Genomic DNA, 26,457 nt, shown 5'->3' with positions numbered 1-26,457 from the left:
TCGTTATCTCCCCCTCGTTACTAAAATCGATTTTAATTTACGAAATGTTTCAATGAATTGTTCCAGTTCTTGTTCGTCTATTCGATCTTCGAACAATTTTTCGATACTATCATATATTGCTGCATTTGAGACAGACAGTACTTCAAGACCTTTTGCAGTCAGCGAGATTCGATTGATCCGCTGATCGTTTGGATCTTTTTCTGACTGGACAAGATCTTTCTCGACGAGTTTCTTAAGGCGTGTCGAAATGGCACTTTTATGTACTCCTTGAATCTCCGCCAATTGTCCACTAGATAGATAGCCATAGGCAGAAAGAATTTTTAGTACTTGGATTTGCTCTGGAGAGTAGTCTTTCCAAATCGGCACATCCAAATTTTTTACAACATGTTCCGTTCCGTAAATTATAACTTCTTCAAATAATTCTACTGCTTCTTGAAGTTGATCTTTCAAAGTAGTCCACCCCCTAAACCAATAATTAATAGTTTAGGGGGTGGACTAAATAAAGTCAACAAAAAAGCCAGCTTAAAAGAGATTTTCTCTCCTGCTGGCCTTTATTGGAATAATCTATTAAATAATAAAGTACGCGATGACGGATAGTAGTATGGATGTTACTGTCATGGCAGCTAGCGGACGCATCGCACGATCTTTTAAGTCTCGTAGACTGACGTTTAGTCCAAGCCCTACCATAGCCGCTGTCAGTAACCATGTGGTCAGGGTGAAGACGCCTTCCATTACGTTGTCAGAAACAGGAATAGAATGTCCGAATACATAGCTTCCAAGGATACTTAAGATAATGAATCCTACTAAGAACCAAGGAAACTCAATTTCAGCACCCGATTCGTCAGTATCTTTGTTTTTGCGTTTCATTATGAAGATCAAGATAAAGCAGAGTGGTACTAATAGGAATACACGACCGAGTTTGGCTAGTAAAGCTATAGCTAAACCGTCTTCTCCTGCGGGTGCACCAGCTAATGCAACGTGCGCCACTTCATGTAAACTGATTCCTGCCCACATTCCGTACTCGATTGAATCAAGCGGAAGGATCGGACGTAAAATGGTGTAGCCAATCGCAAATACGGTACCCATTAACGCGATAATTCCTACACCAATTGCGGTATCTTCATCTTTTGCCTTAATGATTGGTGCAACTGCAGCAATGGCAGCCGCGCCACAGACCCCTGTTCCGACCCCTAAGAGCAAGGAGATATTTTTATCTGCTTTAAATACTTTAGCAAGCCAGATCGTCATGAAGATGGCAAAAATGATGACCCCTACATCTCGAGCGAGTAAGCCAAGACCGTCACTTAAGACTGTATCTATATTTAATTTCAACCCATATAAAATAATAGCAGCACGTAGTAAACGCTTCGATGAAAATGCGATCCCACTTCGGATTATTTCAGGATAGCCGAAGATTTGACGGTATGCTACCGCGATAATAATTGCGCATGCCAGTTGTCCGATATGATCGAAACCTGGTACCTTTGCTAATAAATACCCTAAAAATGCAATGAAGAATGTAAATGCTATTCCACCGACCCATGATACCCATTTGGATGGATGTTTCGGTTCATGCTGTTCCGGAATCATTTTTGAAGTAACCACTATGACATCACCTCCTGTCACAAGTATATAAAAGCATTCGCTATAAGAGAAATAACAATTTATAATAGGTATGATAAGTAAAACGATATACATAGAAAGGAGTTGCTTTGTCATCGACCAGCAACTGCAAGTATTCATCGAAGTAGCCGAGAAAAAGAACTTTTCAAGAGCAGCGGAAGAACTGCATATGACACAACCCGCTGTCAGTCAGTATATCCGTTCATTAGAAGAATCCATTGGCGTTCGACTACTTGAGCGGACTAATAAATACGTGCGGCTCAATCAAGCTGGAGAAATTGTCTATCATCACGCAAAAGAAATCATCGGACTGTATTCTAGAATGCAGAATTTAGTTGATGACTTAGCTAACAAAGCAAGTGGTCCACTTACGATCGGTGCCAGCTACACGTTTGGAGAGTATGTTCTGCCACACATCCTGTCCAAGCTTGTCGCAGATTATCCATTGATCGAACCGCAAGTGACGATTGGCAATACAGCAGACATTGCGGAACTAGTCATCACTCACCAGCTCGATGTCGGCTTGATCGAAGGACACTTCAAGGAAGCTGCACCTTTGCAGAATGAAGATTTTGCAGAAGATGAAATGTACGTCGTCACTTCCGTTGATCACCCACTTGCACAGAAAAAAGGACGTCAATCCATTACTGAGTTAGAAGATGATATTTGGTTGTTGCGCGAAGAAGGATCAGGTACACGCGAAGCGGCAGAACTATTCTTCTATCAGTCAGGATTTTATCCGAAACGTATTATGCAGTTTAGTAGTACCCAACCGATTAAAGAGTCCGTGGAAGCAGGTCTTGGCGTGAGTTTGCTGTCACAGTGGGCGATCCAAAAAGAGTTGCACTACGGTGATATGAAGGCGTTGTCTATAAAGGGAACGCCATTTAAACGTCATTTTTCCATTGTGACGAATTCCCCTTTCCAAACGAAGGCGTTGCAGGTTTTTATTGAGTTGTTGAAGAATAGTGAGGAATTAACTGTGTTGAATGTGCGTAGTGAGGGGTAGTGCTGGTGACTTGGCGAGAATAAGGGTAATTTGTTCGTACAGGTAAGTAGGTACGATGGTAGGTAGTTGTTTTTGCGACGCCTAACTTTTCCTTGTTTTGTGCAGAGAATGTAGTTTGACTGGCAATGTAAGTGGGGGGGCGATCATTGGACCCACTTCGGCGGTGGTGGATGGCTTCCGCAATGAGCCAGAAAGGGAGTGCGCCTGGCTGTCTCATTACTACGCCTACCACGTGCAGCCGCCTTCGTTAGATAGTGTGTAGGGCAGTTCAGGCATGTGTTTTTCGAGTACACGGATTATTTGTTCGTACTAGTAAGTAGGATACGATGTTAGGTAGTGGTTTTTGCAACCACTTACTCTTCCTTGTTTTATTCAAAGGTAGTAGTTTGACTAGCAATGTAAGTGGGGCGGGCATTGGACCCACTTCGGCGGTGGTGGATTGGGTGTAAGGCAGTTCGGGTACTTATTTTTCGAGCACACGGATTTTTTGTTCGCACTAGTAAGTAGGATACGATGTTAGGTAGTGGTTTTTGCAACCCCTTTACTCTTCCTTGTTTTATGCAAAGGTAGCGGTTTGACTGGCTATGTAAGTGGGGCGGGCATTGGCCCCACTTCGGCGGTGGTGGATGGCTTCCGCAATGAGCCAGACAGGAAGTGCGCCTGGCTGTCTCATTACTACGCCTACCACTGGCAGCCCCCTACGTTAGATTATGTGTAAGACAGTTCCGATTTTTCTTTTGCAAGGATAGGAACTAGTACTACCCAGTCACTGGTTTTATCTCCTATAAACCACAAACAAACTTGTCAACCACTCAGTAGCGCAGGCACAACTGCGGGGTAGGCCGTGGCCGTGAGACAACTAGCAGCCCCACCGCTAGTTGGCTCATGGCTGGAGGCAATCCCCCACGTGCCTGCGCGGGTCCAAAGAGTGACACTCACTATTTTCAATGACCAAGCCAAACTCGAGCAACGATCCAATCTATCTGTTATATACTTTTCCAACACCGAAGAAAGTTATCACGATTCACTGATCTTCATCTTTTCTAAACCACAATCTAACTTGTCAACCACTCAGCAGCGCAGGCACAACTGCGGGGTAAGCCGTGGCCATGAGACAGCTAGCAGCTCCACCGCTAGTTGGCTCATGGCTGGAGGCAATCCCCCACGTGCCTGCGCGAGTCCAAAGCACGAGCCCTCACTACTTTCCATGCACAAGCCAATGTCGGGCAACGATCCAATCTATCTATTATGTACCTTTCCAACACCGAAGAAAGGTATCAACGATCCAATGATCTTCATCTTCTATAAACAACAACCTAACTTGGTTCCCACACAGTAGCGCAGGCACAACTGCGGGGTAGGCCGTGGCCATGAGACAGCTAGCAGCTCCACCGCTAGTTGGCTCATGGCTGGAGGCAATCCCCCACGTGCCTGCGCGAGTCCAAAGCACGAACCCTCACTACTTTCCATGCACAAGCCAATGTCGAGCAACGATCCTACCCCAATTAAAAAAAGACTGCCAAAGTCAGAAACTCACTTTGACAGCCACATTTACTTATGAATTAGCCGGAACACCTTGCTTTACCTTCAACACAACCAACTGATCACCAGCATCCAACGAAATCTTCTTCTGAAGCGTAGCAAAAACCAACGTCTCATTCTTCTTCTTCACAAACAACGCAGTCGCCGTCTCCGGAATAATCTCCTTAAACACTAAATCAGTATCCGTACCTTCCCACTCGAACAAACCAATTTCATAATCCGTATTAATCTTGCGGTTTAGCTCTGGGAACGTTGCGCCCTCTTCGAACAACAAATGAGCTTTCAGCGAAATCGGCAATGCCGACTTACTCATTGTATGATTGGAAACAGCCGTAAGGGAAAACGTATTGTTAAATCCAAACTCTGGCGCAAACGATTGTGTAATCAATGCGTTATAAGAGGCATCTCCAGTCATCGACAGAATCGTATCATACGGTGCCAAATCAATAGAGAATCTCGATCGTTCCGATAACATCTGACCCATGAACGTGTCAATTCCCGCTTCAATCGCGGGGCGTAAACGTCCTTGTGAAGGATCGACTATCAATACCGGGATATTCATTTCTTTTAATTGCATAGCTAATTGAATTGAAAAACTACTTGCGCCTACTATGAGCACGCCTGGCGGTTCATTACTTGCCAAGTTCAACTTTTTCGCTAGCGGTCCTAACGTAAATCCATGCGCAGTAACCGTAATAAACACGAGAGCAAAGGTCAACGCTGTCAGCAAAGTAGCTTCTTCATAACCATCTTCTGCAAGTGTCGAAGCGAAATAACCCGCAACAGTCAATGCGACAATTCCTCTAGGCGCAATCCAGCCAATGAGCAACTTCTCTCGCCAGACCAGTTCGGTACCAATCGTCGAAATCCATATCGATAATGGTCGAACAACAAACAGCATAACCAACACGAACCCTATAATCGGTAATGTAAAGATCTGCGCAATCGTTTCTCTTGCGAGCGAAGCTGTTAATAAAATAAAGACTGTAGACGTCAACATGACGGACACATTTTCAACAAAATGACCGACGTTTCCAATAGATGAAACATAGCGCTTCGAGCGCCCCAAAACCAGCCCCATCACAGTTACGGCAAGCATACCCGTTTCGTGCATAATGACTTCTGCCATCGTAAAGCACAGCAGCACAAACGCCAGAATGACGGGTGATTTCAAGTATTCAGGAAATTGACCCCTATTCGCCATGACACTAATCAATAATCCCATTGCTAATCCTAGAAGTGCAGCAAGTGCAGCACCGCCAAAGAAGTTTAATAAGTAATTCATCGATAAATGATCATTCGTCAATACTTTGATCACTTCATATGCAAACAACGCAAGCAACGGACCAGCAGGATCTACGATAATCCCTTCCCACTTTAGTACGGCCGCGGTTCGCGCTTTTAACTTTGCATTGCGTAATAACGGAATAATAACGGTTGGACCCGTTACTACAAATAGGCCTCCAATGATGAACGACACTTCCCACGTCAATCCCGCAATGTAGTGTGCTGTAAACGAACCTAAAATCCATGCTAAAAACGCACCCAATGTAACAACTCGGAAAACAGACTTCGAAATGTCTTTTATTTCCCGAAAGTCTAGATTGGAACTTCCTTCAAATAAAATAATAGCTACGGCTAGTGAAATGAGCGGACTATACAGCTCGTCCAAAGCCACTTCTGGATTCACCCACCCCATAATCGGACCTATTAGTAAGCCCGCAATCGACATGATAAAAATAGAAGGCCATTGGATTTTCCAAGCTAGCCATTGCGAGAAAATACCGAGCGCTAAAATGGCTACAATGCTAATCAGTGCTGCTTCTTCCATTGATACACCCGCCTTCATAATGATCTTATTATTTGCTCAGTGTACCAAATGACGAGCAGTATGCATACTAGAATGACATTCTAGTTTATAAGTCTTCCGCTAACTGAATTAACCCATCTGAAGAATGGGCGATTATTTCAATTGCTTGATTGATTTCTTCCAAGATCTGAACAGTGTTTTCAATGGATACTCGTGATTCATCCGTTTGTACTTTCATTCCCGTTACCGCTTGAACAATCTCATCGTAGGATTGCGTCACTAGTTCGTTTTCTTTTGCACTTTCTTGAATCAGCTTTTCCATCAATTTCATGAAATTTGCCATCTCAATGATATTCGTTTTGGTCTCCTCAATCATGCCGGTCACTTTACCAATGGCTTGTTTGGTTTCTGTCGACAAATTTCGCACTTCAGCCGCAACTACAGCAAACCCTTTGCCGTGTTGGCCTGCGCGTGCCGCTTCAATTGCGGCGTTCAATGAAAGTAAGTTTGTTTGGTCGGCTATGGAAGTAATAAGCGTCACTACACCTTGAATTTGTTCAGAAGAATGATGTAGCGCCTTCATCCGAGTAGTAAAATCTGCCATGTGTTCGACTATTTGCGCAAATTGTTCAGATTGAGTGACCACTAGTTCCTTCCCCGCTAACGAAGTGTTTTCTGTCTCCGTAATAAAATGAAGGTTTTGTATCGTCATATTTTCTAGCATACGTGCTTTATCGGATAACTCTTCTGTCGATGCGTTCGTCTGCTCACTAATTGCTGCTAGATTCTGGGACGTATTCAATACTTGATTCTTCACAACGGTTTTCGATTCTTCAACCTTTTGTCGATTCAATGCATTTTCTTCTTCATACGCATCCAAAACTAACTGTTGTTCAAAGTTCATAACTTTCATAAAAGCACGCAATGTACTAAATTGTCTTTTCTTCGGCATGTCTAGTTGTTCAACAAAAGAGAAAAATTCTTCATACAATGATTCAACTGCTGCTAGATACCATTTTGGCTCCAAACCGATATGTACGTGGACCTTCGCAATAATTCGTCTTTGCTTCAAATAGCTTTCATCAATCGTTCCACGAAATATTGACTGCATATGTTTTGTCAAGGAACCTTTCAAGCGATCCATACTACTATGTTCCGCAATAATATGCAGAAGTTGAGGTTGTCCATCCATTGCTTGATAGAAACGATCCGTCATCAAAGGTAATACAGGTTGTATTTGTTCTTGCATGCAGGAGAGATACTTCAAATCTGACTCTGTTAGATTAATCATCCGCAGTTGTTGTTTTATATCAGGATATTTTTCTAACGATATACTACCGACACTATACTGTGCAGGATGTTGGTCTTTATCTGTTGCTAGTTGTTTTTTATCTCTTTTAAATAAACGTACCATTTGGCTTCAACTCTCTCATGTAATATTAGTAAGTCTTTTATTCTATTTCCTTGTTTATTTACGATACAAAGCTTATGTAACAATGTTTATAGACAGATAAAAACAGAAGTGGACATTGCCACTTCTGTTTCTCATACTATTCATTAGGATAATTTAAATCGATCCACAACACTTCGTAATTCTCCTGCAATTTGGTTCATCTGATTCGTAGAGTCTGCCACATTTTCCAATTCACCTTGTTGCGCAGCAGCTGATGCACTCACTTGTTCAGATGACGCGGCCGTCTCCTCTGAAATAGCGGAAACATTTTGGATAGCTAAAATAGCTTCATCTTTGTATTCCATCATTTCAGCAAGCTTCTCGGATAGTTCCGTGATTGACTCGCGTATTTGATCGGTGATACTTGCATTTTGTACAAAAGATTCTTCCGTATCCGTAACAGACTGATTTTGACCATCCATTGATTTCATGTTTAGATCAATAACTTCAACCGTCTGACGTGATTCTGATAATATTTCTTTTACAGTTTCTTGAATTACCTCAGTTTCCCTGCGAGATTGTTCCGCTAGCTGACGCACTTCATTGGCAACCACTGCAAATCCTTTACCACTTTCACCCGCACGTGCTGCTTCAATGCTCGCATTGAGCGCTAGCAAATTCGTACTTGCCGTAATACCATGCAATGTTTGAATGACCTGATTAATAGATAATATCTTATTTGTCAGCGTCTGGATTTGAAGTTGTACTTTTTTATTCATTTCATTCGCTGCTGTATTATGATCACGCAGTTTTCTCACTTCCGACATTCCATTTTCCGAAGAATTAGATGCATCAGTAGACAATTGGTTCATCGTCATGAACATAGTATGGATGTGATCCATGCGGTCTGCCAAGTCTGAAATTCGTAGGCTTGTCACTTCTGTATCTTCAGATTGTTTTGATGCGCCTTGTGCAATTTCATCTGTCGCTACCGATACTTCTTGGTTCGCAGCTACTAGCTCTTCAAAAGCATGTGTCACTTGCGATGATGAGTCACTTAATTGAACCGAAGACTGTTGAACTGTTTGCAAGGCTGCATTAGTCTGGCGCAGCATATCATTATAAGCGAGTGATACTAATCCTATCTCATCGCGATGTAGATTCTGTTCATCTACCATCATAGTTAAGTCTCCTGCAGCAGCTGTTTCCATTGATTTCTGCAACGTTTTTAAAGGTCTTAATTGGCGGTAAATAAATCCTGTCGATGCGATTGACATCATCAAAACAATCACAATAGCTGAGATAATTGTAATCCATAAGATGGTATTGAATGTGTCTAGAATAACCGATCTTGGTGTCACGGTCTGCACTGTCCACTTTTCATTAATATCTCGTAAGTTGATAGGTGCAAAAGCATTAAATGATTCTTCGCCTAAACTCTGGGAGTCTACATAAGTACTTGTCAGTTCACCTTTATCGAGTACGACTTTAGCAGAATTCCAATCAATCGCATCTGCCATATTGGTATCGTTCAATTCAGGCTTCAGGCTGTTTGCCGTAATAAAACCAGCATCGGTAATAATAGAAGCATAACCGCCTTCTGGTTTAATGGTTTTTACTACATCCGTCAAGAAATCAATTGATAGGTCAGTAGTCAACAAACCAAAATAATTTCCTGAGGCATCTATCAACGGGACGGAAATAGTAGTCATGAGAATGGTTTGACCGTTCGTTTCATATGCATAGGGTTCAGTCAAAATGGAGCGCGCTTCATTTTTCGGAACGGTATACCAGCTATTCGCTGTGGGATCATCCATTCCACTTAATGGTTCAACTTCAGTCGCATTGTCTTTCTTAAAGATATAAGGAATGAATTGCTGATTTTCATCAAGAAGATTTTTGGGTATAACTTCCCCTTCAGAAAATGCAGATTGGTTAACTACAGCTGCCATACCTGTTGCGTCATCATTCTTCTGTAAATTGTTCTTAATGATTCGAATGATTTCATTGGGATGCATATCACCTGTTGCTTGTAATGTTTCTAGTATATGACTAGTTGTACGTAGCATTTCATTCGTTTCTTTTAATTTCACACTCAGTACGAGTGAACTTTTGTTTGCACTTTCTAATGCAAATTCCTCGGCATCTTTAATACTTTGCTTATGTAACATGACACTTGTAACGACTGAGTATACTAAAAACAGTAATAAGAATAATGCGATAATTAATCCTGAGAGTTTCATCGCAATACTTGCGGACTTCTTCACTTTATTGGCCCTCCTAGTAAATTATGAGTAGATCACTAGTATACCTTTAGTCCTTACTAAATGTATACTGTTTTAGATGAATGTCACATAAAAAAAACCTTGCCTAGTAGACAAGGTAAATTTCAGACTATTACGGGTCTTCCGTTTAGTTTATTTCGTCGTGAACTGTATCGTATTTCTTATTCTTTATAGCTTTGACTTCTATACTTTCCACTGTCGTTTCCTCTCCAAATTGTTCTGCGTACAGCAGCTTAGCAGCTTTTGGAGCAGCCCAAAATGTCGGTAATAGTAAGAGTGAGACCGGTATGGCAGTCACTACAATAAATGATTGAATTGCCTCGACTCCGCCTTCACTGATCATTAATAGTACGCTCGCAACCGCACCCATGATGACCGCCCAAAATATGCGCATAGTTTTAGGCGGATGTCCGTCCCCCGTAATCGCAACGGATATCGTATACGCCATGGAATCCCCTGTTGTGACAACGAATAATATGGTTACAAGGAGAAATAATGGTCCAATTATCATATTTAAAGGCAGTTGCTCGGTAATGGCTATCATCGCCGCAGGCATACCCGAAGTATTTAGCGCTTCTGATATTACGCCAGGCTGTGCCAGTTCATAAAATATGCCTGCACCTCCGACAGTGGTGAACCAAAATGCAGTAACAATTGGTGCCGTAATAGATACAGCTAATACTAACTCGCGAATTGTACGTCCGCGTGTAATCGTAGCGATAAAGATCGCCATCATCGGTCCATAACCGAGGAACCAGCCCCAGAAAAAGATTGTCCATGATCCAAGCCAACTAGAATCCCCCCGGAATGTAGCCATGCCAAAGAATTCTTGTAGATGGATACCCGATGATGAAATGAACGTATTGATAATAAATCCGCCTGGTCCCAAAATCAGAATAGCAACCATTAATATCAATGTAATGATTACATTTAAATTACTCAGGAATTGAATTCCTTTGCGTAATCCCGTTACAGCTGAAACAGTAGCAATGGCTACGACGCCGATAATGATAAGAATCTGTGTCATTAGCGTATTGGGTACACCAAATAAAGCTTCCATTCCATAAGCCGCTTGCAGACCAAGAAATCCAATTGGTCCAATTGTACCGGCAGCTACTGCAATGATGGAAAACGCATCAATAGTAGTTCCTAAGACACTTTTACGCATGATCTTTTCACTGAGGATTGGATAAAGCAATGTACGCGGCTTTAACGGCATACCTTTAGAATAATGAGCATACATGAGTACTATTGTCCCTAACGTACCAAGTATTGACCATGCAAGGAACCCCCAATGCAAATACGATTGAGCGAATGCTGGGATAATAGCACTTTCCGTTCCGGATACTGCTTCCGTGAATAGTGGAGGTCGATCTAAAAAGTGATACATCGGTTCTGCAGCGGCCCAAAAAACGCCACCCCCTGCAAGCAACGTCGTCATAATCATCGCTAGCCATTTGAAATAACCGATTTCCGGCTTATTCATTCCACCCAAGCGTATCTTCCCGTACTTTGAGAATGCCAGAAATAGCGCGATAAAAAATGTACCCATTAATAATATTTGCCAAAACGCTCCAAAATATTTTACAGCGAATGCAAATGTCCAATCTACCATATTTGCCACGAAATCCAAGTTAATGAATGATGCCACGACAAAAGCTACAAGCAATCCGCCGCTGATAAATAATACGGGACGATCCGTTTTTGATTCATACTTATTCAAAGTCTTGCCTCCTCTAAGTTGCGATTGCTTGTAACCGCTTACTTTATGTATAGCGGAGAAGTTTTCTCCACTTTATTATTTCACTTCCACAATAACATCGATTTCAACAGCAGCGCCACGTGGCAACATCATACCTACTGCAGTGCGTGCGTGTGCGCCTACATCTTCACCGAACACCTCAACGAGTAAATCCGAAGCACCGTTCATAACTTTTGCTTGTCCAGTAAAATCGAATGCAGTGTTGATCATGCCAAGCAATTTAACGAACTTTGTCACGTTCGACAGCTCGCCAACTTCTTCTTTAATCGTTGAAAGTGCGAAAAGAATAGCTTGTCTTGATGCCGCATAACCTTCTTCAATTGTCAGTGTATCGCCTACTTTGCCGATCACATCATATGATAGTGAACCAGATAGAAATAATAGATTACCTGAGCGTACACAAGATATGTAATTTCCACCTTTTGCACGTTTTTCAGGTAGTTCCAATCCTAGTTCTTGTAATTTGTCTTCTGGTCTCATTTGTATCCCATCCTTTTCATAATGCATTCGTTATTTTTTCTGTGGCAGCAAGCAATGTGGCTATATGCGGTTCCATCGTTTTGCGATTCCATCTAAACATCGGCCCTGAAACAGATAAAGCACCAATCACACGATTTTGCTTATCAAAAACTGGTGCCGACAACGCAGCAACATTTGTATTGATTTCTTCTTCATTCGTTGAATAGCCTTGATTTCTAACTTCTTCTAAAATCTGTTCTAGCTCATTTCTTTCCTCCACGCGCAGCGAAGCTAGTAATCTGTCCTGTAATTCAGGTGGCTGGAAAGCGAGAATAGCCCGTCCACTTGCACCTATATGAATCGGCAATCGTTTACCGATTCCAACCGTGCGTCTGATTTCTTGCTGACTTTCATATTCCAGTACACATATACGCATTTGCCCTGTAGGCATATAAAAACCAACTGTCTCTCCAGTATCATCTCGCAATGACATAAGCCATGGTTCAACGACGGGTGCAATAGGCATTTCCGTCAAAATTTTATTAGCATAATCCAAAAAGATTGTTCCTAATGAATATAGTTTTGAACGGGGATCCTGAAATACCATACCTTCTAGTTTCAATGTTGTAAGCAAGCGATGCACAATTGTTGTCGATAAACCAAGACCTTTGCTTATATCACTAACACCTTGTGGACCCGATACATCGTTCAAATAGTTGATCACAGATATCGCACGCACTACTGTGGACGATACTTCCGGTGTCTTAGTCATTTTCATGAACTCCTTTTACGCTTTGAATAGAAAAAAAGAGGAATGAATGCTCTATTCCTCTTTTTGGTCTACCCTTACTTAGTTGCTGTTAATATAACGTGTTTTGTTCTGGCAATAGAATTCAACCGCTTCACTGCCGAGTTCTTTGTAAGTTCCAGTACTTGATTGCTTATATCCACCAAATGGTGCCTGGAAGAACGTACCTGTCGTTGTCATGTTGACTTTAACAATACCTGCTTGAATTTCATTCAATGCACGGTTCATGTATGTCAAGTTGCGTGTGCAGATCGCTGCAGACAGGCCGAATGCTACGTCGTTTGCTACTTCAATCGCTTCGTCAATCGACTCGATTTCGATGATGCTGATAACAGGACCGAATACTTCTTCCTGTGCAATCGTCATTTCCGTCTTCACACCACCAATTACTGTCGGTTCCACGAAATACCCTTTATCCGAACCTTCGAATTCAGGAATACCGCCACCGGTCAAGATTTCTCCGCCTTCAGCTTTCGCTTTTTCGATTAAATCAAGTGTTGATTGACGCTCTCCGTCACTAACTTGAGGTCCCATTGTTACCCCTTCGTCCATGCCGTTACCGATCTTAATTTTCTTAGAAGCTTCCACTAGCTTATCCGTGAACTCTTGACGAATATCTTTGTGCACGAGTACGCGGCTAGTTGCTGTACATGCTTGACCTGTTTGACCGTATCCACCTGCTACTGCAAGTTGAACAGCTGCATCCACGTCTGCGTCTTCCATGACGAGCAATGGGTTCTTACCACCCATTTCAAGCAATACACGCTTCATATCTTTTGCTGCTTCTTTATAAATTAAGTTACCTACACGATTTGATCCTGTGAATGTAATGGCTTTTACTGCAGGATGATTGATCATTTCTGTTACTAGACGACCCGGTCCTACTAATTGGTTAACAACACCAGCAGGAACGCCAGCTCTTTCAACGATTTCGATGAACTTCTGTGCTGTCAATGGTGTTTCAGATGAAGCTTTCAACACGACTGTGTTACCGCTTAGGATAGCAGGTGCGATTTTCCAAGCTGGAATTGACAATGGGAAGTTCCAAGGTGTAACAACTAATACGACACCTAGTGCTTCTTTATGCAATTCGATTTGAACGCCCGGTACGTCTGATTCAACGATACGTCCTGTCATGCGACGACCTTCTCCTGCGTAGAACTTCACGATACCTGCTGCATAGTTTACTTCCTTAAATGCATCAGCATATGTCTTTCCTTCTTCTTGAACGATAACGCGTGCGATTTCATCTGCTTCTGCTTCCATGATTGCTGCAATTTTGTATAGATATTCGCCTCTTGCAGGAGATGGTGTTTTGCTCCATTCAGGGAATGCTTTTGCTGCCGCATCGATAGCTGCTTGCGCATCGTCAGCATTGGATTGCTTAACTTTTACAACAAGCTCGTCTTTATTCGCAGGGTTTCTGATTTCCAACATATCTGTACCAGAAGTTTCTACCCATTCACCGTTAATATAGTTCTTCAATACTTTCACATCGTTTGTAACTGTCATCATGTATACTCTCCTCCAGCTAATAAATTTAGTTCGTTATGCCATTTCTCCTGCGCCGCGTTCACGCGATTGATCAGTAGATTCCACTAACATACGCTTGCCTGTCTCGTTCAAGTCTAACCATAATTCTCGGCTAACTTCCGTTCCAAACTGCCAAGATGATTCCCATCTCTGTTCGAAATCGTCTGTCGTTGTTAAAATATATTTCGTGTCTATTGTGTTCTCGAACCGATCTATTATCTTATCGACTTCATCGACCTTTGTCGTACCGAACATACAGAACCTCGTTGTAACGGAAGGTAACTTCAGTTTCTTATCACCCGTCAGTCCCAATTCTTTATTTATACCTTCAATAATATCTTCATTGTCACGCTTGTGAATCATAATCGGATAAATGGAATTGGGTGATGAAATAATCAATGATGAATGACTTGGCTTCTTATACAAAATGATACTCGCATGTCCTTTTCGCGAGATATACATCGCTTGTTGCACGAGAACACGTGATGGTCGTGTATCACGTACACAGACCGCTACTGATGGCTGTTCCTCTAAGCGTGCAATTAAATAATCAGCGCATGCTTTTCCAAGCAACATACCGCTTTGCTTTCCACCATCGATCACCGTTACGCTATCAGATTCATTCAGTATTTCGATTTCTTCGATTTCACCTTGCAAAGCCGGTAATTCATCCCAAAGTTGCTGTAAACCATACAATCCTAGGAACTCCGCATTTGCTACGGTTTCGGCTCCTTCTTCCGCATACCCATAAGGAACTCCGAGAGCCTGGAAGATCTTTTTGCAGTGAGTATATAATTCTAAGTGAGAGACACGCATTTCGCCAACTCCTTCTCAGACTTGAACCCTTCCGTAAAGAACCGGTGCCAGTTGCCGCCCATAATTTTGGAGATTTCTTCATGTGTCATACCACGGGCTTGCAACCCATTTGCGATATTTGGGAAATCGTCAGGTGTCTGGAACCACTCCGGCCATTCCGGCCATCCTGGACTTTCTTTCGATCCTGCACCGTAATCGATTTCATGTGTCCAGCGTCCCATACGCATCCACGCAAGAAAATCTATGGACATATTATGCGTCAAATCAGTTCCGATTCCTACATGGTCGATTCCCATAAAATCAGCTGTACGTGCAATCATATCGCAGAACTCTTCTAATTTCGTATCCGCTCCGTTGATTAAATGAGGATATGCACAAACTCCAAGCACTCCTTTATTATCACGTAAAGCCGTAAGAATTTCTTCTGACTTGTTACGTTTCGATGGATAGATCCAATCTGGATTAGCGTGTGTAATGGCTACGGGACGACTTGAAAGCGCTAATGTATCAAGGGATGTCTTCGTTCCAACATGCGACAAGTCAATAACCATACCTACACGGTTCATTTCCTTGATGACATTTTTACCGAATCGTGAAAGACCCGGATCCGTTTCTTCATAGCAGCTACTGCCGATCAAGTTTTGGTTATTATACGTCAGTTGCATAATCTTAACGCCCATTTCATTGAATACAGATACGAGTCCTAGCTCGTCTTCTAAAGCGGATGTATTTTGTGCACCCAACATGATTCCGAGTTTACCACTACGTTTTGCTTCATCAATGTCGGCTCCCATTTTCACCGGTAGGATTAAATCGTCATTCTCTTTAAAAAAGCGATGCCATTCCGCTACTTTTGTCAACGTTTCACGAGCGTTTTCCCATAGTCCAACGCAAGCATGAACAGCCGTTACGCCACCTTTTTGCAACATGATAACAAAATCTCGGTCCCATTTACTTAATTCTAAAGCATCTATTACAATCATATCTCTCATATCAACAGTCATTTGATCTCCTCAACTTTCGGTAATAGTGGATAGAACCAATCATCTTCGAATGTAGTAGTTCCGATTTCTTCAACTAGCGGTGCTCCTTGGAATAGCGTAATCCGTACCCAACGATTGGACTTCGGATCATAACGTTCTGCACCATATATCGCTAGTTTGCAGCGCAATAGATATACCGGAAGTAAATCTTTTCCTGTCAGATTCGCTTGTATCTCACCATACTCCAGACCGTCTAACGATTGGATTCTTCTAACGATCCCTCTTAGCTCCGGCTTTTTCAGTAAGAACGCAGCTACTTTCAGATCATCATCACAGACCTCTATTTCCGTAGCTAGTTGCTGTACTTGTTCTGCAATATTCATCGGCATGTACAATTCATCACCCGGATCAACTCCACGTTCTCCGATACGCGGCTCTTCCTTTTCAGCAGAACGGTACCAGAAATAATGTCTTGATTCTGGTTTTGTGAAATCGTACTGGAACGCCCACTGATATTGTTTTCGAATAATTTCACGCAATGAACCAATAGACATTTCGGGTATCAAATGAAGACCGTCGTCCGCGTTGGTCTGATGCTCTAAGTCGACGATTACTTCTGGATAGAGATCAATCAGTTCTGAGTTAAGCAATTCCTGTGCTTCCATAGTGTAGTTCGCTTGTACTTTTTCCGTTAACTCCAACCACAGTCTGCCTACTTCATGATTAGAATTTTCTATAGTGTTACAAACGTCTTCTACTAACTTGGAAATTTCTCCGGTTTCTGTTGCCAAGTCCCTCGGATTTTTAAATACTTCCATATTCGGAATTGGAGCGTCTTCAAAGAATGTATGAACTTGTTGTAGTTTCGCAATTAAGCGCTTGCAATCTTCTGCAGTTGGTATCATTTTCTTAGCACGAGCCAATGCTACTTCACGAATCCACATCCACTGATGTAGAAGTTTTGGATGGGAGATCAAGTAAGGTACCATTCCAAGTCCAGTTGCATTACCTGTACCGAATAGTTTTTTAATTTCAGGATGTAATGTAGCCGCTTGTGGATTATTTTTGCGCGCAATATGTTCAACCAGATCAAAACTGAAGTGGCGCAACATATAGACAGCAAACATTTGAGATAGATAGGCACCGCTAAACGTATGATTATCTTTCATATGTTCATAAGGTGCAATTCCAAACTTACCATTTCCATAGACTGCAGTTGTACGGAATAGATAACCAATATCGTAAATGATTTCTGCATCAGGTTGCTTACCTTGAGATAGCGCTTCCACTACATGAGAAAAAACACGTTGGCTCTTATTCGCTCTCGACCATACAAGATCCGTGACATCTCCTCGGCCCATTTCCTGTTTCGGAAGTTCTTGTTTCATTCGTTTCAATTTTTTATCGGAAATCGCTCCATCGCAAAGTGCAAATGTAACATCCCATCTTTCAGAAATGACTCGATCACTCCGAGTTTCTTCACTGATCTCACGGGATAATGCGACAAATGTATACTGTCCTTGTGGGGTAGTAATACTATAAAGCGCTTCACCGTAACCTTCATCGTTTATATCAAAAGTCGTTTGCTCAATTTCCCAAGCTTCACGCATCATTTTACGAACTAAAATGCGCAAAAAGCTGAGACTTGTTGAGCGCATTACGCCAAGTCGTTGGATGTCCATTACTTCAGATGCCGGTCTTAGCGCATCTGTGTTTTCAATAGCTAATTTAAACATGTAAAACCCTCCATTCTTCTACTCCCACAAAATATATACTTTCACGATTATCGGAATGCCTTTCCGAATATCTATCTCTATCATAAACCCGTTTGAATTCTCTGTCAACAATTCTATAAAAAAGTCCATGAAGATTCATAATGAATCTTCATGGACTAGAATAATTTATTTAGTTCTTTCGGTCATTTGGCGCCAGATTGAACCTTTTGCCTCTTCACCTTCTTCAATTCTTGCGATCGCCATACGTACTTGCAGTTTCACTTCAAACTCGTTATCGTTTTCTGCTTCATGCAGTGCCGGTAAGGCTTGCTCTGTTCCGGATTCATACAAGAACATAGCTGCACGCCAACGAACCAACTTGTTTTTATCTTGTAACAGACGGATAGCCGCAGCTTCGAACCCAACATAGCCAAGGTCGCTCATGCAGTCTGCAGCTGTACGACGAACCGCCCAGCTTTTATCTAATAATGCTTTTTCGATATACGGAATAACTGATTCATCTTCTATCATGCCGAGATACACTGTCGCAAGTCTGCGTATCGACATTTTCTCGTCTTTCAATGCCATCATCAATACAGGATAATCCGACTCATCTGGATCCGGCATTTGATCAAGCAATCGGAAGCGTGTTTCCCATTCCGGAACGATAAATTCCGATACTGTCACTTTCTTTCCACGAGTTATGGTTTCCTCGTCTGCCTTTTCCGCTTTCATAACAAGCTCATGTAATCGCGTTTCAGGATACGCGGCTTCAAGTTCTAAAACCACTTGCTCGCCTACTTCTTGCAATTCCCCGTAACGGATTCCGTAATCTGCCCACTTCCGAAGTAAGATATAGTTTTCTACTTCAGAATGATGAACGCTTTCCATTGCTTGAATGAAACGTTCACTTAATCCAAATCTTGCTTCCTCATCACTATTGAATACTTTCACTTGCAACGGAATCTCTTTATATGTCTGTACATGCACATAGACTTCCCCGAAGTGCTCATCTATCTGTTGCTCTTCGGCCTGTGTTGTCGTTTCGCCGCCTTCATTTAAAACAGAACGCACTTCGGCAAGAATGGATTCCCACGCAACATTTCCAATTCGCTCTACTGCCATAAAGTCTAATACATGATAGATTCCTTTAATTCCTTGTATAGCCAAAAGAGAACGAATCGGCTCAGGTGCCTGAGCTTCATCTTTCTTCTTATAGTTATGGCTAGTTCCATCAGGTAAAGGGGTATCTAAAACAATTTTCATGGAATTTGGACTTGGTGTCGGTTCAATCGATTTGATTTTCAAGAAAATCTCCTCCAATGTAATTATTCAACTAACTCCTGCAAATAAGACCAACGCTCGACTAATTCTTCGTATTGCTGATTCAGGGTGGTCAGCTGTTCATCAAGTTGACGAAGCTGATCATAATCTGAACCCGTAATCGTCATCTGCTGTTCTGTTTCTGCTATTTTTTCTTCTAACTTTTCTATATCTGACTCAATGGTTTCGAACTGCTTCTTTTCAGCGTATGTCATTTTCTTTTTAGGCTCTTTAACTTCTGGAGTCGGAACAGCTACCGCAACTTTAGCTTGTGGCTTCACGTCTTTTGTATTCTTTTCATCGAGGTAGTCTGAATACAAACCTAGACGCACATCGATTTCACCTGAGCCGTCTAAAATCCATAACTTACGCGAGATCCGATCCAAGAAGAAACGGTCGTGGGAAATCGTAACGACAACTCCAGCGAACGTATCAATGAATGACTCCAAAACGGAAAGTGTTTCGAGATCTAAGTCATTCGTCGGCTCATCCAGCAGTAAAACGTTCGGCTGTTCCATTAATAACTTCAATAAATAGAGACGTTTACGTTCCCCACCTGATAATTTACCAATTGGCGTTCCGTGTGCAGAGGAAGGGAATAAGAATCTTTCCAACATTTGCGTCGCAGACAACCGCTCACCGTCACCTGATTCAATATCATTGGACGTCTCACGAATATACTCAATAATCCGCTGATTTTCCTTCATTGGTGGCAAATGCTGATGGAAATGAGCAATCTTTACGGTAGAGCCTTTATCGACTTCTCCAGTGTCCGGCGTAATCGTTCCATCCAGCATCTGAAGAAGTGTCGTCTTCCCTACGCCATTCGGTCCGATAATCGCAATACGTTCTTTTGCTTGTAGAATAGCAGAAAAACCATTCAAAATAACTTTATCGTCAAATCGTTTCGTAATATTATTGATTTCCAACACTTTTTTACCAAGACGTGTCGTTTGTAAATCCATTTCAAAGTCGAGTGACTCATCGGTCTGCTTTACTTTCGCTTGAAGATCATCAAAGCGATCAATTCGCGCTTTCTGTTTCGTTGAACGCGCTTTAGCACCGCGTCGAATCCATTTCAATTCACTGCGGTAGCGATTACGGTCTTTCTGATCCGAAGCGGCTGACATCTCTTCACGCAGTGCTTTCGACTCCAAATAATCTGCATAATTCCCAGTATGCGAATAAAGAGTTTTATCCGCTAACTCGTAAATATGCGTAGCGACTTGATCCAAGAAGTATCGATCATGTGTAACAAATAATACTGCTCCTTGAACATTTTGCAAGAAGTCTTGCAACCACTGAATCGATGCAACATCCAGATGGTTCGTAGGCTCATCCAGTAACAATAAATCTGCTGGTTCGATTAATACTTTAGCGAGGGCGACACGCTTCAGTTGACCACCTGATAATTCGCCCATCTTCTTATCGAATGTCTCGATCCCTAGCTTCATTAATATAGTGCGGGCCAATGCATTTAAATCCCAACCACCCGTTGAATCCATTTCATTTTGATAGAATGAGTAGCGTTCCTGATACTCTTCATTTGAAGAATCTTCGGTAAGTAGTTGTAAAGCATTTTCGTAATTAAGATTTGTACGAATAACTGGTGCATCGCTTTCAAATACCGCTTCCATTACCGTTAAGTCCGGATTGACAATCGGTTCTTGAGGCAAAAAGGCTACACGGAATTTATTCGGGTGATCCATAGTGATCGTATCCGCACTTCCCTGTCCAGCAAGTATAGATAACAACGTAGATTTCCCCGTACCGTTAATACCAATTAAACCTATCTTGTCTCCACTTTTTAAATTAAACTCCACATCTTTAAAAAGCGTTTTTTCTCCAACTGTTTTAGTTAATTTCTCTATTACTAAATGACTCATCGTTGCACATCCTATCTTCAAATTGCTTCTATTCTTAGTATAGCCGAAATTCCGGCAAGTTGAAAACATGCACACCTTGATTTATTACTTGTCAGTAGGAATTTCGAATTACAGACATACTTTCAAAATATATTTTTACAGTCTATGCCATTTCATTAGACTCTATGGTTTAATAGATGAAAGAGCTTTCATTAAATTAATAAGTCTAAAGGAGCTGTATTCATGGTACAAACTACCGAACATCAAGTAACCGATATGTTAGTCGTACAAGCACTAGAAGACAATTTGGCCATCATTCGTTTTGATATGAATCGTCGTATCGCCTATGTAAATAAAAACTTTGCTCATACGATCGGCTACGAGCCAGAAGAAATGATTGGAATGAAGCATGAAAAGCTCTGTTTCGATAGTTTCCTTGAAAGTAACGCATACGAAAAACAATGGCAAAATTTCAATAAAGGCATTAGCTACCAAGGCAAAATTGAACGTAAACGTAAAGATGGTTCTGCAGTATCGCTTGAAGCGACATATATGCCTATTTTTGATGATAAGCATAAAAAAGTGATCGGGGTCACAAAAATCGCGACGGACATTACAGAACGACAAAATGCCATCGTTGAAGTCGTCAATGAGATGCATAAAATGGCAGAAGACCTCACTCAACAAGCAAATGCTGGAATGAATCGAAGTACGGAATTATTGACCATGATCGAGCGGATAGCCGCTGTTTCTGAACAGAACACGAGTTCATTACAAAATCTAGAAGTTCACTCCCAAGATATTCAAGGCATCGTGACGACCATACGCGCGATCGCGAGCCAAACGAATTTATTGGCTTTGAATGCGGCGATTGAAGCGGCACGAGCCGGAGAATATGGACGTGGGTTTGATGTGGTGGCAAAAGAAGTGCGTAAACTTTCAGGTAATGTACAGGATTCCATCGTCGAGGTGCGTAAAGGCATTGAAACGATCACGGAGGATATTGGTGTGATTTCACAAGGTACTTCATTGGCGCAGCAAAATATTGTGCAATGTCAGAATGAAATCGAAATTGCTATGAATGACTTCCGCTCGATTGCGTCGTCGGCTGCAGATTTGGAGAGCCAGTCGCAGGAAGTGGGACGGATCATTTAATCAAAAAAGTGCTATCTCTTGGAAGTTGGTACTTCTACGAGATAGTTCTTTTTATGAGAGTTGTTTTTGTGAGGGGCGAGTTAGTGGGGCGGACAGTGGCTTACGTTAGATTGGGTGTAGGGCAGTTCAGGTACTTGTTTTTCGAGTATACGGATTATTTGTTCGTACAAGTAAGTCGGATACGATGTTAGGTAGTGGTTTTGCGAACCCTTGCTTTTCCTTGTTTTTTGCAGAGGTAGTAGTTTGACTGAAAGTGTAAGTGGGGCGGTCATTGGCCCCACTTCGGCGGTGGTGGATGGCTTCCGCAATGAGCCAGACAGGAAGTGCGCCTGGCTGTCTCATTACTACGCCTACCACTGGCAGCCGCCTACGTTAAATTGTGTGTAAGTCAGATCAGATACTTGTTTTGCAAGAATAGGAACTAGTACTACCCAGTCACTGGTTTTATCTCCTATCAACCACAAACAAACTTGCTAAGCACTCAGTAGCGCAGGCACAACTGCGGGGTAGGCCGTGGCCGTGAGACAGCTGGCAGCTCCACCGCCAGCTGGCTCATGGCTGGAGGCAATCCCCCACGTGCCTGCGCGGATCCTAAGCATGACCCCTCGCTACTTTCAATGACCAAGCCAATGTCGAGCAACGATCCAAGCCATCCTTTACGTACTTTTACAAAACCGAAGAATAGTTCCCCAGTCACTGGTTTTCATCCTCTATAAACCACAACTGAACTTGTCAACCACTCAGTAGCGCAGGCACAACTGCGGGATAGGCCGTGGCCATGAGACAGCTAGCAGCCCCACCGCTAGTTCGCTCATGGCTGGAGGCAATCCCCCACGTGCCTGCGCGGGTCCTAAGCATGACCCTCGCTACTTTCAATGACCAAGCCAAACTCGAGCAACGACCCCAAAATATCATCTAGACTTCGACTGCTGATCCATACCAGCCAGCCTCTTCACCAACTGCTCCAATAACACCGGCATCTCCTTGAACGCACTATTAATATGCAAACGCTCCGTCTTCTGATGCGCATCCTTACCAAACGGCCCGACATTCAACACAGGAGCAGTTAGCTTCCGCATGTCCTCAAACGGAATCGAATACGTATCACCATAGACCGGCGTATTGTCCGCAAACGCCATCCAATGATTCTCCTCATCCTTGTAATGCACATAACTCAAATCACAAATCCCATTAAAGTAATGCACCTGATCGAGCGTCAGATCAAACACCTTCGCACGTTCTTGCAGAAACTCGATCGACTCGATGACAAGCGGATTGTCCGACGAGTTAACTGCAGGATAATAAGGCGGCGCATAGAACAGCACGGTTGCTGGTCCAAGCTCTTGGCACTCCATCATCAACGTATCTACAATGCGAATACATTGTTCGCGGTCATCCCATTCTTCCTGCAATAACACTTCTTGTTTCAATCTGCGTACTTCATTCTTTCCTAATTTACCTTCAGCGTACTTTAATAACTCTTCAAAACGTAATACACGAATGTCCCCCAATGGCTCAGCGGACTCACGATCACATATCGCTTTATACTGTTCATTGCATTGCTCCATCGCTTCATTCGCTACTTGTTCGAATAAATCCATGATTTCTGCAGCTGTCTGCTTGAACAAAAAGACATTGTATAGCGCGGCCGCCCGCTGTGGTGTCTGTGTAGAGTACTGGATCTTTAAATCCTTTTGATGCAGTGTGACAGGAAGTGGTGTGGATTCCCCTTGATGCACTTCACGGAATAGTGGATTCCATTCCATCCGATGCGTTAAAAACGAAGCCATATAATCTGCAGTAATACCTTTTAACGGTTCGCCAACATGCGTTTCTTTCCCATAGAATAAAGCAGACGGCATGATTTTTCCAATTGTACCCGAATAAATATATTCCTTCGTATCCGCAGGTCCTTGTGAAAATGAAGGCTCTCCGTTTAAGAATAATTTATAGTGGCGACCTTCTTGCTCTTGCAGACGCACCAATTCCTTTACAGCAGCTCGCATTCCTGCTGAATTCACTTCCTCATCTGGAACTGTACATAGCAATAAATTTATCGGCCACTGCTCTAGACTTGCTCGCTCAATCAACTGCATATGTAATGCCAAGCCCATTTTCATATCCATCGTGCCTCTGCCAAATAAATAGTTTCCTGATTCCAAATCAATACGCGCTGCTTCAGGCAACGTATCTTTGTCTTCCAATAGCTTCTTTGTTAGTTCTTCGGGATAGAATGCAAGTGGTTCAAGTGCTCCATATTCGTCTGTTTGTACAGTATCGAAATGACTGATCAAAACGATAGTGTCTGTTGCGTCAGCATGTTCATACAAGGCATGTACCACTTGCCGTCCGAGACCTGCATCGTGAAGTGTAATGTTATCAGGATACTGAGTGAAGTATTCTAGTTCACTTAATTTATTTTGCAATTTCCAGGAAAAAAAGCGCTCTCCTTCCGTCAATGTACGGCTATCCCAGCTTACTAGTTCACAAAGTAATGCACGCAGCTTTTCAGGTGTATCAAAACGGTATCGATTCATTCTATCTCCCCCTTCATAGTTAGCTAAAGTATAGCTGATTCTAAGCCAAATGAGAAAAGAACTTGTACCTAAGGAGGCAACAAGTTCTTTCATTTATTATTTAGACGATGAAACGAGCTCGGTCGGAGACAATTTCACTTGCTCCACTGCCCGCTTCAATTGTCGTAGATGACGTTTTTCGTGGAATCCGACGAATCGGAACCATTGAATTAACGGAACGTTACCGAAAATCGGATGCTTGATCGACTTACAGCGAAGTTCTGTAATAGTAGCCGACTCATAGATATCCAGCAAATAGTTTCTGGATTCATGCAACTTCTCTTTAATCTCTGGAATAGAGAGATGTGTATCTGTCGGTTGCGTGTATTCCATGAAGTATGCTTTCACTAAAGGGCTTGCCGATACACTAATCGGTTTTTTGAACACACGTAAACTCACAGGATTTTTCAATTCTTGGGCGATGTTTGTAGCAACTCGACATTCCATTAATGCTAAATGTTCTACAATCTGTTTGGGTGACCAGCCGCCATGTGATGGTGTTCCGTTAAATTCCTCATCTGTTAAGCCATCAATCAACTGCAAGATGCGTTTACGGACCTTGATGTTTTCTCCAAAAACCACCAACATCTACCTCCATTTCTTCCTTGAAATCTTTTCTATTGCCATAGCATACGCCTTTTGTTCAGAGATTTAAAGGGGCAACGGTTAGATTTTTAGTAAAGCCCGGCAATGTTGACAGAAGGGTGCCATTCAGCCCTGATATAATAGAATCTCTAGCCTCTTTCATTCGTTAGACGTTCTATCCTCGATAACACTTCTTGAGTAGTCGGCATACCACCTTGTGCACCGAATTTTCCTACAGATAACGAAGCCGCGACATTGGCGAACTGAATGGCAGATTGTAAATCGCTTCCTTGTACTATCCGATTGGCAAGCGCACCGTTAAATGTATCACCTGCCCCTGTTGTATCCACTACCTTTGCAGGAACACCAGGCACAGAGATAACTCGCTCACCATCATGATAGCAAACCCCATCTTTTCCTAATGTTACGAGGAGTTGATTCGGATAGTTTGTCACAGTTTCTTCTATAGAAGTACCAAAGAGTTGCGCACACTCTGTTTCATTCGGCGTCAGATAGCGAACATAGGACATGTATTCCAATTGAAAGCTACTTGAAGGCGCAGGGTCCATCATAACGGGAACCTGCAATTCCTTACACAGCTTCAAGACATACCACACAGTATCTGTTGGCAGTTCAAGTTGCATCATCACAAAGTCGCTGGCACGAATAACAGGTTTTAACTCTTCAATTCGTTCGGGCGTCAGCGCGTGATTGGCTCCGGGTATGGAAATGATTCGATTATCCCCTTCCGTCAATAAAATAACAGCAACGCCAGAAGGACCTTCTACTTTCTTAATATAGGAAGTATCCACACCTTGTTCTTGCAAATTGTCTACAATCATTTCTGCAAATGAATCCGTACCTGTCGTGCCGATCAGCTGAACTTGCTGCCCAAGTCGTGCACATGCAACAGCTTGATTTGCCCCCTTGCCACCAGGTGCTGTTTGAAAACCTTTTCCTCTCACCGTTTCTCCTTGTAACGGAAACTTGTCCGCTTGTGCAATGACATCCATATTCGCGCTACCAATTACCGTAATCATGCGTATTCCTCGTTTCCATTTCTTTTATCCGATCATAGACTTTTGTCCAAGCTATTTCAATATAGACTCTTTACTGACTGAAAAGTTACACTTTACCTTAAAGTGTTTACAACGACTTGTTAAACAGTATAATGAATAAATATACATCAACTAGATTATACACTAGGAGAGAAAT

26 protein-coding genes are annotated in these 26,457 nt (G+C 42.4%); 2 read left to right on the top strand and 24 right to left on the bottom strand.

Translation table 11 applies throughout. The annotated features are described in order from the left end of the window. Positions 1-3: 3 nt before the first annotated feature. Positions 4-450 (bottom strand): MarR family winged helix-turn-helix transcriptional regulator, encoded by a 447-nt coding sequence (locus CSV69_RS08235; RefSeq protein ID WP_099625947.1) that lies wholly within the window; start codon positions 448-450, stop codon positions 4-6. Between the two features lie 117 nt (positions 451-567). Further along, positions 568-1,590 carry a YeiH family protein gene (locus tag CSV69_RS08230; RefSeq protein ID WP_233192355.1) on the bottom strand — a complete coding sequence of 341 codons (1,023 nt, stop codon included), beginning with the start codon at positions 1,588-1,590 and terminating at the stop codon, positions 568-570. A gap of 127 nt (positions 1,591-1,717) precedes the next feature. Between CSV69_RS08230 and CSV69_RS08225 the strand changes: the two genes are divergently transcribed. Next, entirely contained in the window at positions 1,718-2,632 is a 915-nt protein-coding gene (locus CSV69_RS08225; protein ID WP_085429082.1) for a LysR family transcriptional regulator, read from the top strand. 556 nt (positions 2,633-3,188) lie between these two features. Here the strand turns inward: CSV69_RS08225 and CSV69_RS17275 are convergent. The 16 genes from CSV69_RS17275 to CSV69_RS08165 all read right to left on the bottom strand — a co-directional run bounded on the left by CSV69_RS17275 (position 3,189) and on the right by CSV69_RS08165 (position 20,947). Next, positions 3,189-3,320 carry a hypothetical protein gene (locus CSV69_RS17275; RefSeq protein WP_255396869.1) on the bottom strand — a complete coding sequence of 44 codons (132 nt, stop codon included), beginning with the start codon at positions 3,318-3,320 and terminating at the stop codon, positions 3,189-3,191. Between the two features lie 116 nt (positions 3,321-3,436). Continuing rightward, entirely contained in the window at positions 3,437-3,634 is a 198-nt protein-coding gene (locus CSV69_RS16665) for a hypothetical protein (RefSeq protein ID WP_157129959.1), read from the bottom strand. 61 nt (positions 3,635-3,695) lie between these two features. Then, entirely contained in the window at positions 3,696-3,821 is a 126-nt protein-coding gene (locus CSV69_RS17270; protein ID WP_255396868.1) for a hypothetical protein, read from the bottom strand. 57 nt (positions 3,822-3,878) lie between these two features. After that, the gene (locus CSV69_RS16660) at positions 3,879-4,082 is read right to left on the bottom strand and encodes a hypothetical protein (protein WP_143560817.1); all 204 of its coding nucleotides are present in this window, start codon (positions 4,080-4,082) and stop codon (positions 3,879-3,881) included. Between the two features lie 105 nt (positions 4,083-4,187). After that, complete coding sequence (locus CSV69_RS08220) at positions 4,188-6,005, bottom strand: cation:proton antiporter (RefSeq protein WP_143560816.1); 1,818 nt, start codon at positions 6,003-6,005, stop codon at positions 4,188-4,190. A gap of 85 nt (positions 6,006-6,090) precedes the next feature. Further along, the gene (locus CSV69_RS08215) at positions 6,091-7,398 is read right to left on the bottom strand and encodes a globin-coupled sensor protein (protein WP_099693154.1); all 1,308 of its coding nucleotides are present in this window, start codon (positions 7,396-7,398) and stop codon (positions 6,091-6,093) included. 143 nt (positions 7,399-7,541) lie between these two features. Continuing rightward, a complete protein-coding gene (locus CSV69_RS08210) occupies positions 7,542-9,644 on the bottom strand; it encodes a methyl-accepting chemotaxis protein (RefSeq protein ID WP_099693153.1) in 2,103 nt (700 codons plus the stop codon). Between the two features lie 145 nt (positions 9,645-9,789). Then, entirely contained in the window at positions 9,790-11,385 is a 1,596-nt protein-coding gene (locus tag CSV69_RS08205; protein WP_099693152.1) for a BCCT family transporter, read from the bottom strand. A gap of 75 nt (positions 11,386-11,460) precedes the next feature. Then, positions 11,461-11,904, bottom strand: coding sequence for a RidA family protein (locus CSV69_RS08200; RefSeq protein ID WP_099626267.1), 444 nt, complete (start codon positions 11,902-11,904; stop codon positions 11,461-11,463). A 16-nt stretch (positions 11,905-11,920) separates the two neighbouring features. After that, on the bottom strand, positions 11,921-12,655 hold the full coding sequence (locus CSV69_RS08195; RefSeq protein WP_199170404.1) for an IclR family transcriptional regulator: 735 nt from the start codon (positions 12,653-12,655) through the stop codon (positions 11,921-11,923). A 78-nt stretch (positions 12,656-12,733) separates the two neighbouring features. After that, positions 12,734-14,206, bottom strand: coding sequence for an aldehyde dehydrogenase family protein (locus tag CSV69_RS08190; protein WP_232319534.1), 1,473 nt, complete (start codon positions 14,204-14,206; stop codon positions 12,734-12,736). 33 nt (positions 14,207-14,239) lie between these two features. After that, a complete protein-coding gene (locus tag CSV69_RS08185) occupies positions 14,240-15,040 on the bottom strand; it encodes a DUF3726 domain-containing protein (protein ID WP_085428295.1) in 801 nt (266 codons plus the stop codon). Further along, positions 15,022-16,044 carry a membrane dipeptidase gene (locus tag CSV69_RS08180; RefSeq protein ID WP_099626270.1) on the bottom strand — a complete coding sequence of 341 codons (1,023 nt, stop codon included), beginning with the start codon at positions 16,042-16,044 and terminating at the stop codon, positions 15,022-15,024. Before CSV69_RS08180 ends, CSV69_RS08185 begins: the two co-directional genes overlap by 19 nt. After that, on the bottom strand, positions 16,041-17,759 hold the full coding sequence (locus CSV69_RS08175) for a hypothetical protein (protein WP_099693151.1): 1,719 nt from the start codon (positions 17,757-17,759) through the stop codon (positions 16,041-16,043). The genes CSV69_RS08180 and CSV69_RS08175 overlap by 4 nt, the downstream gene beginning before the upstream one ends. Positions 17,760-17,924: 165 nt before the next feature. Then, entirely contained in the window at positions 17,925-19,046 is a 1,122-nt protein-coding gene (locus CSV69_RS08170) for a virulence factor (RefSeq protein ID WP_099693150.1), read from the bottom strand. A gap of 20 nt (positions 19,047-19,066) precedes the next feature. Next, positions 19,067-20,947, bottom strand: a complete 1,881-nt coding sequence (locus tag CSV69_RS08165; RefSeq protein ID WP_099693149.1) for an ABC-F family ATP-binding cassette domain-containing protein — start codon at positions 20,945-20,947, stop codon at positions 19,067-19,069. A 222-nt stretch (positions 20,948-21,169) separates the two neighbouring features. On the opposite strand from CSV69_RS08165, the gene CSV69_RS08160 reads away from it, so the two are divergent. Next, positions 21,170-22,081, top strand: a complete 912-nt coding sequence (locus CSV69_RS08160; protein ID WP_085428290.1) for a methyl-accepting chemotaxis protein — start codon at positions 21,170-21,172, stop codon at positions 22,079-22,081. Between the two features lie 126 nt (positions 22,082-22,207). Here CSV69_RS08160 and CSV69_RS16655 read toward each other — a convergent pair whose 3' ends face one another. From CSV69_RS16655 to rbsK, 6 genes are all read right to left on the bottom strand, one after another. Continuing rightward, the gene (locus CSV69_RS16655) at positions 22,208-22,438 is read right to left on the bottom strand and encodes a hypothetical protein (protein ID WP_143560815.1); all 231 of its coding nucleotides are present in this window, start codon (positions 22,436-22,438) and stop codon (positions 22,208-22,210) included. A 116-nt stretch (positions 22,439-22,554) separates the two neighbouring features. Continuing rightward, a complete protein-coding gene (locus tag CSV69_RS17265; protein WP_255396867.1) occupies positions 22,555-22,680 on the bottom strand; it encodes a hypothetical protein in 126 nt (41 codons plus the stop codon). A gap of 133 nt (positions 22,681-22,813) precedes the next feature. After that, the gene (locus CSV69_RS16650) at positions 22,814-22,996 is read right to left on the bottom strand and encodes a hypothetical protein (RefSeq protein ID WP_143560814.1); all 183 of its coding nucleotides are present in this window, start codon (positions 22,994-22,996) and stop codon (positions 22,814-22,816) included. Then, positions 22,993-24,618 carry a M20/M25/M40 family metallo-hydrolase gene (locus CSV69_RS08155; RefSeq protein ID WP_099693148.1) on the bottom strand — a complete coding sequence of 542 codons (1,626 nt, stop codon included), beginning with the start codon at positions 24,616-24,618 and terminating at the stop codon, positions 22,993-22,995. The genes CSV69_RS16650 and CSV69_RS08155 overlap by 4 nt, the downstream gene beginning before the upstream one ends. A gap of 96 nt (positions 24,619-24,714) precedes the next feature. Beyond that, the gene (locus CSV69_RS08150) at positions 24,715-25,239 is read right to left on the bottom strand and encodes a DinB family protein (protein WP_099625116.1); all 525 of its coding nucleotides are present in this window, start codon (positions 25,237-25,239) and stop codon (positions 24,715-24,717) included. Between the two features lie 152 nt (positions 25,240-25,391). Beyond that, positions 25,392-26,282 (bottom strand): ribokinase, encoded by an 891-nt coding sequence (gene rbsK, locus CSV69_RS08145; protein WP_099693147.1) that lies wholly within the window; start codon positions 26,280-26,282, stop codon positions 25,392-25,394. Positions 26,283-26,457: the final 175 nt, after the last annotated feature.

It is taken from the genome of Sporosarcina sp. P26b (genome assembly GCF_002743245.1).
GTDB lineage: Bacteria > Bacillota > Bacilli > Bacillales_A > Planococcaceae > Sporosarcina > Sporosarcina ureae_C.
This window is presented reverse-complemented; position numbering and strand designations above follow the sequence as displayed.

Bases quoted from the DNA above. Each gene is read 5' to 3' on its own strand.
- CSV69_RS08190 (WP_232319534.1), bottom strand. From the start codon at position 14,206: ATGATGACAGTTACAAACGATGTGAAAGTATTGAAGAACTATATTAAC.
- CSV69_RS17265 (WP_255396867.1), bottom strand. From the start codon at position 22,680: ATGCTTAGGATCCGCGCAGGCACGTGGGGGATTGCCTCCAGCCATGAG.
- CSV69_RS08195 (WP_199170404.1), bottom strand. From the start codon at position 12,655: ATGACTAAGACACCGGAAGTATCGTCCACAGTAGTGCGTGCGATATCT.
- CSV69_RS08175 (WP_099693151.1), bottom strand. From the start codon at position 17,759: ATGTTTAAATTAGCTATTGAAAACACAGATGCGCTAAGACCGGCATCT.
- CSV69_RS08155 (WP_099693148.1), bottom strand. From the start codon at position 24,618: ATGAATCGATACCGTTTTGATACACCTGAAAAGCTGCGTGCATTACTT.
- CSV69_RS08185 (WP_085428295.1), bottom strand. From the start codon at position 15,040: ATGCGTGTCTCTCACTTAGAATTATATACTCACTGCAAAAAGATCTTC.
- CSV69_RS08230 (WP_233192355.1), bottom strand. From the start codon at position 1,590: ATGATTCCGGAACAGCATGAACCGAAACATCCATCCAAATGGGTATCA.
- CSV69_RS08200 (WP_099626267.1), bottom strand. From the start codon at position 11,904: ATGAGACCAGAAGACAAATTACAAGAACTAGGATTGGAACTACCTGAA.
- CSV69_RS08180 (WP_099626270.1), bottom strand. From the start codon at position 16,044: ATGACTGTTGATATGAGAGATATGATTGTAATAGATGCTTTAGAATTA.
- CSV69_RS08160 (WP_085428290.1), top strand. From the start codon at position 21,170: ATGGTACAAACTACCGAACATCAAGTAACCGATATGTTAGTCGTACAA.
- rbsK (WP_099693147.1), bottom strand. From the start codon at position 26,282: ATGATTACGGTAATTGGTAGCGCGAATATGGATGTCATTGCACAAGCG.
- CSV69_RS08220 (WP_143560816.1), bottom strand. From the start codon at position 6,005: ATGGAAGAAGCAGCACTGATTAGCATTGTAGCCATTTTAGCGCTCGGT.
- CSV69_RS08165 (WP_099693149.1), bottom strand. From the start codon at position 20,947: ATGAGTCATTTAGTAATAGAGAAATTAACTAAAACAGTTGGAGAAAAA.
- CSV69_RS16650 (WP_143560814.1), bottom strand. From the start codon at position 22,996: ATGATATTTTGGGGTCGTTGCTCGAGTTTGGCTTGGTCATTGAAAGTA.
- CSV69_RS08215 (WP_099693154.1), bottom strand. From the start codon at position 7,398: ATGGTACGTTTATTTAAAAGAGATAAAAAACAACTAGCAACAGATAAA.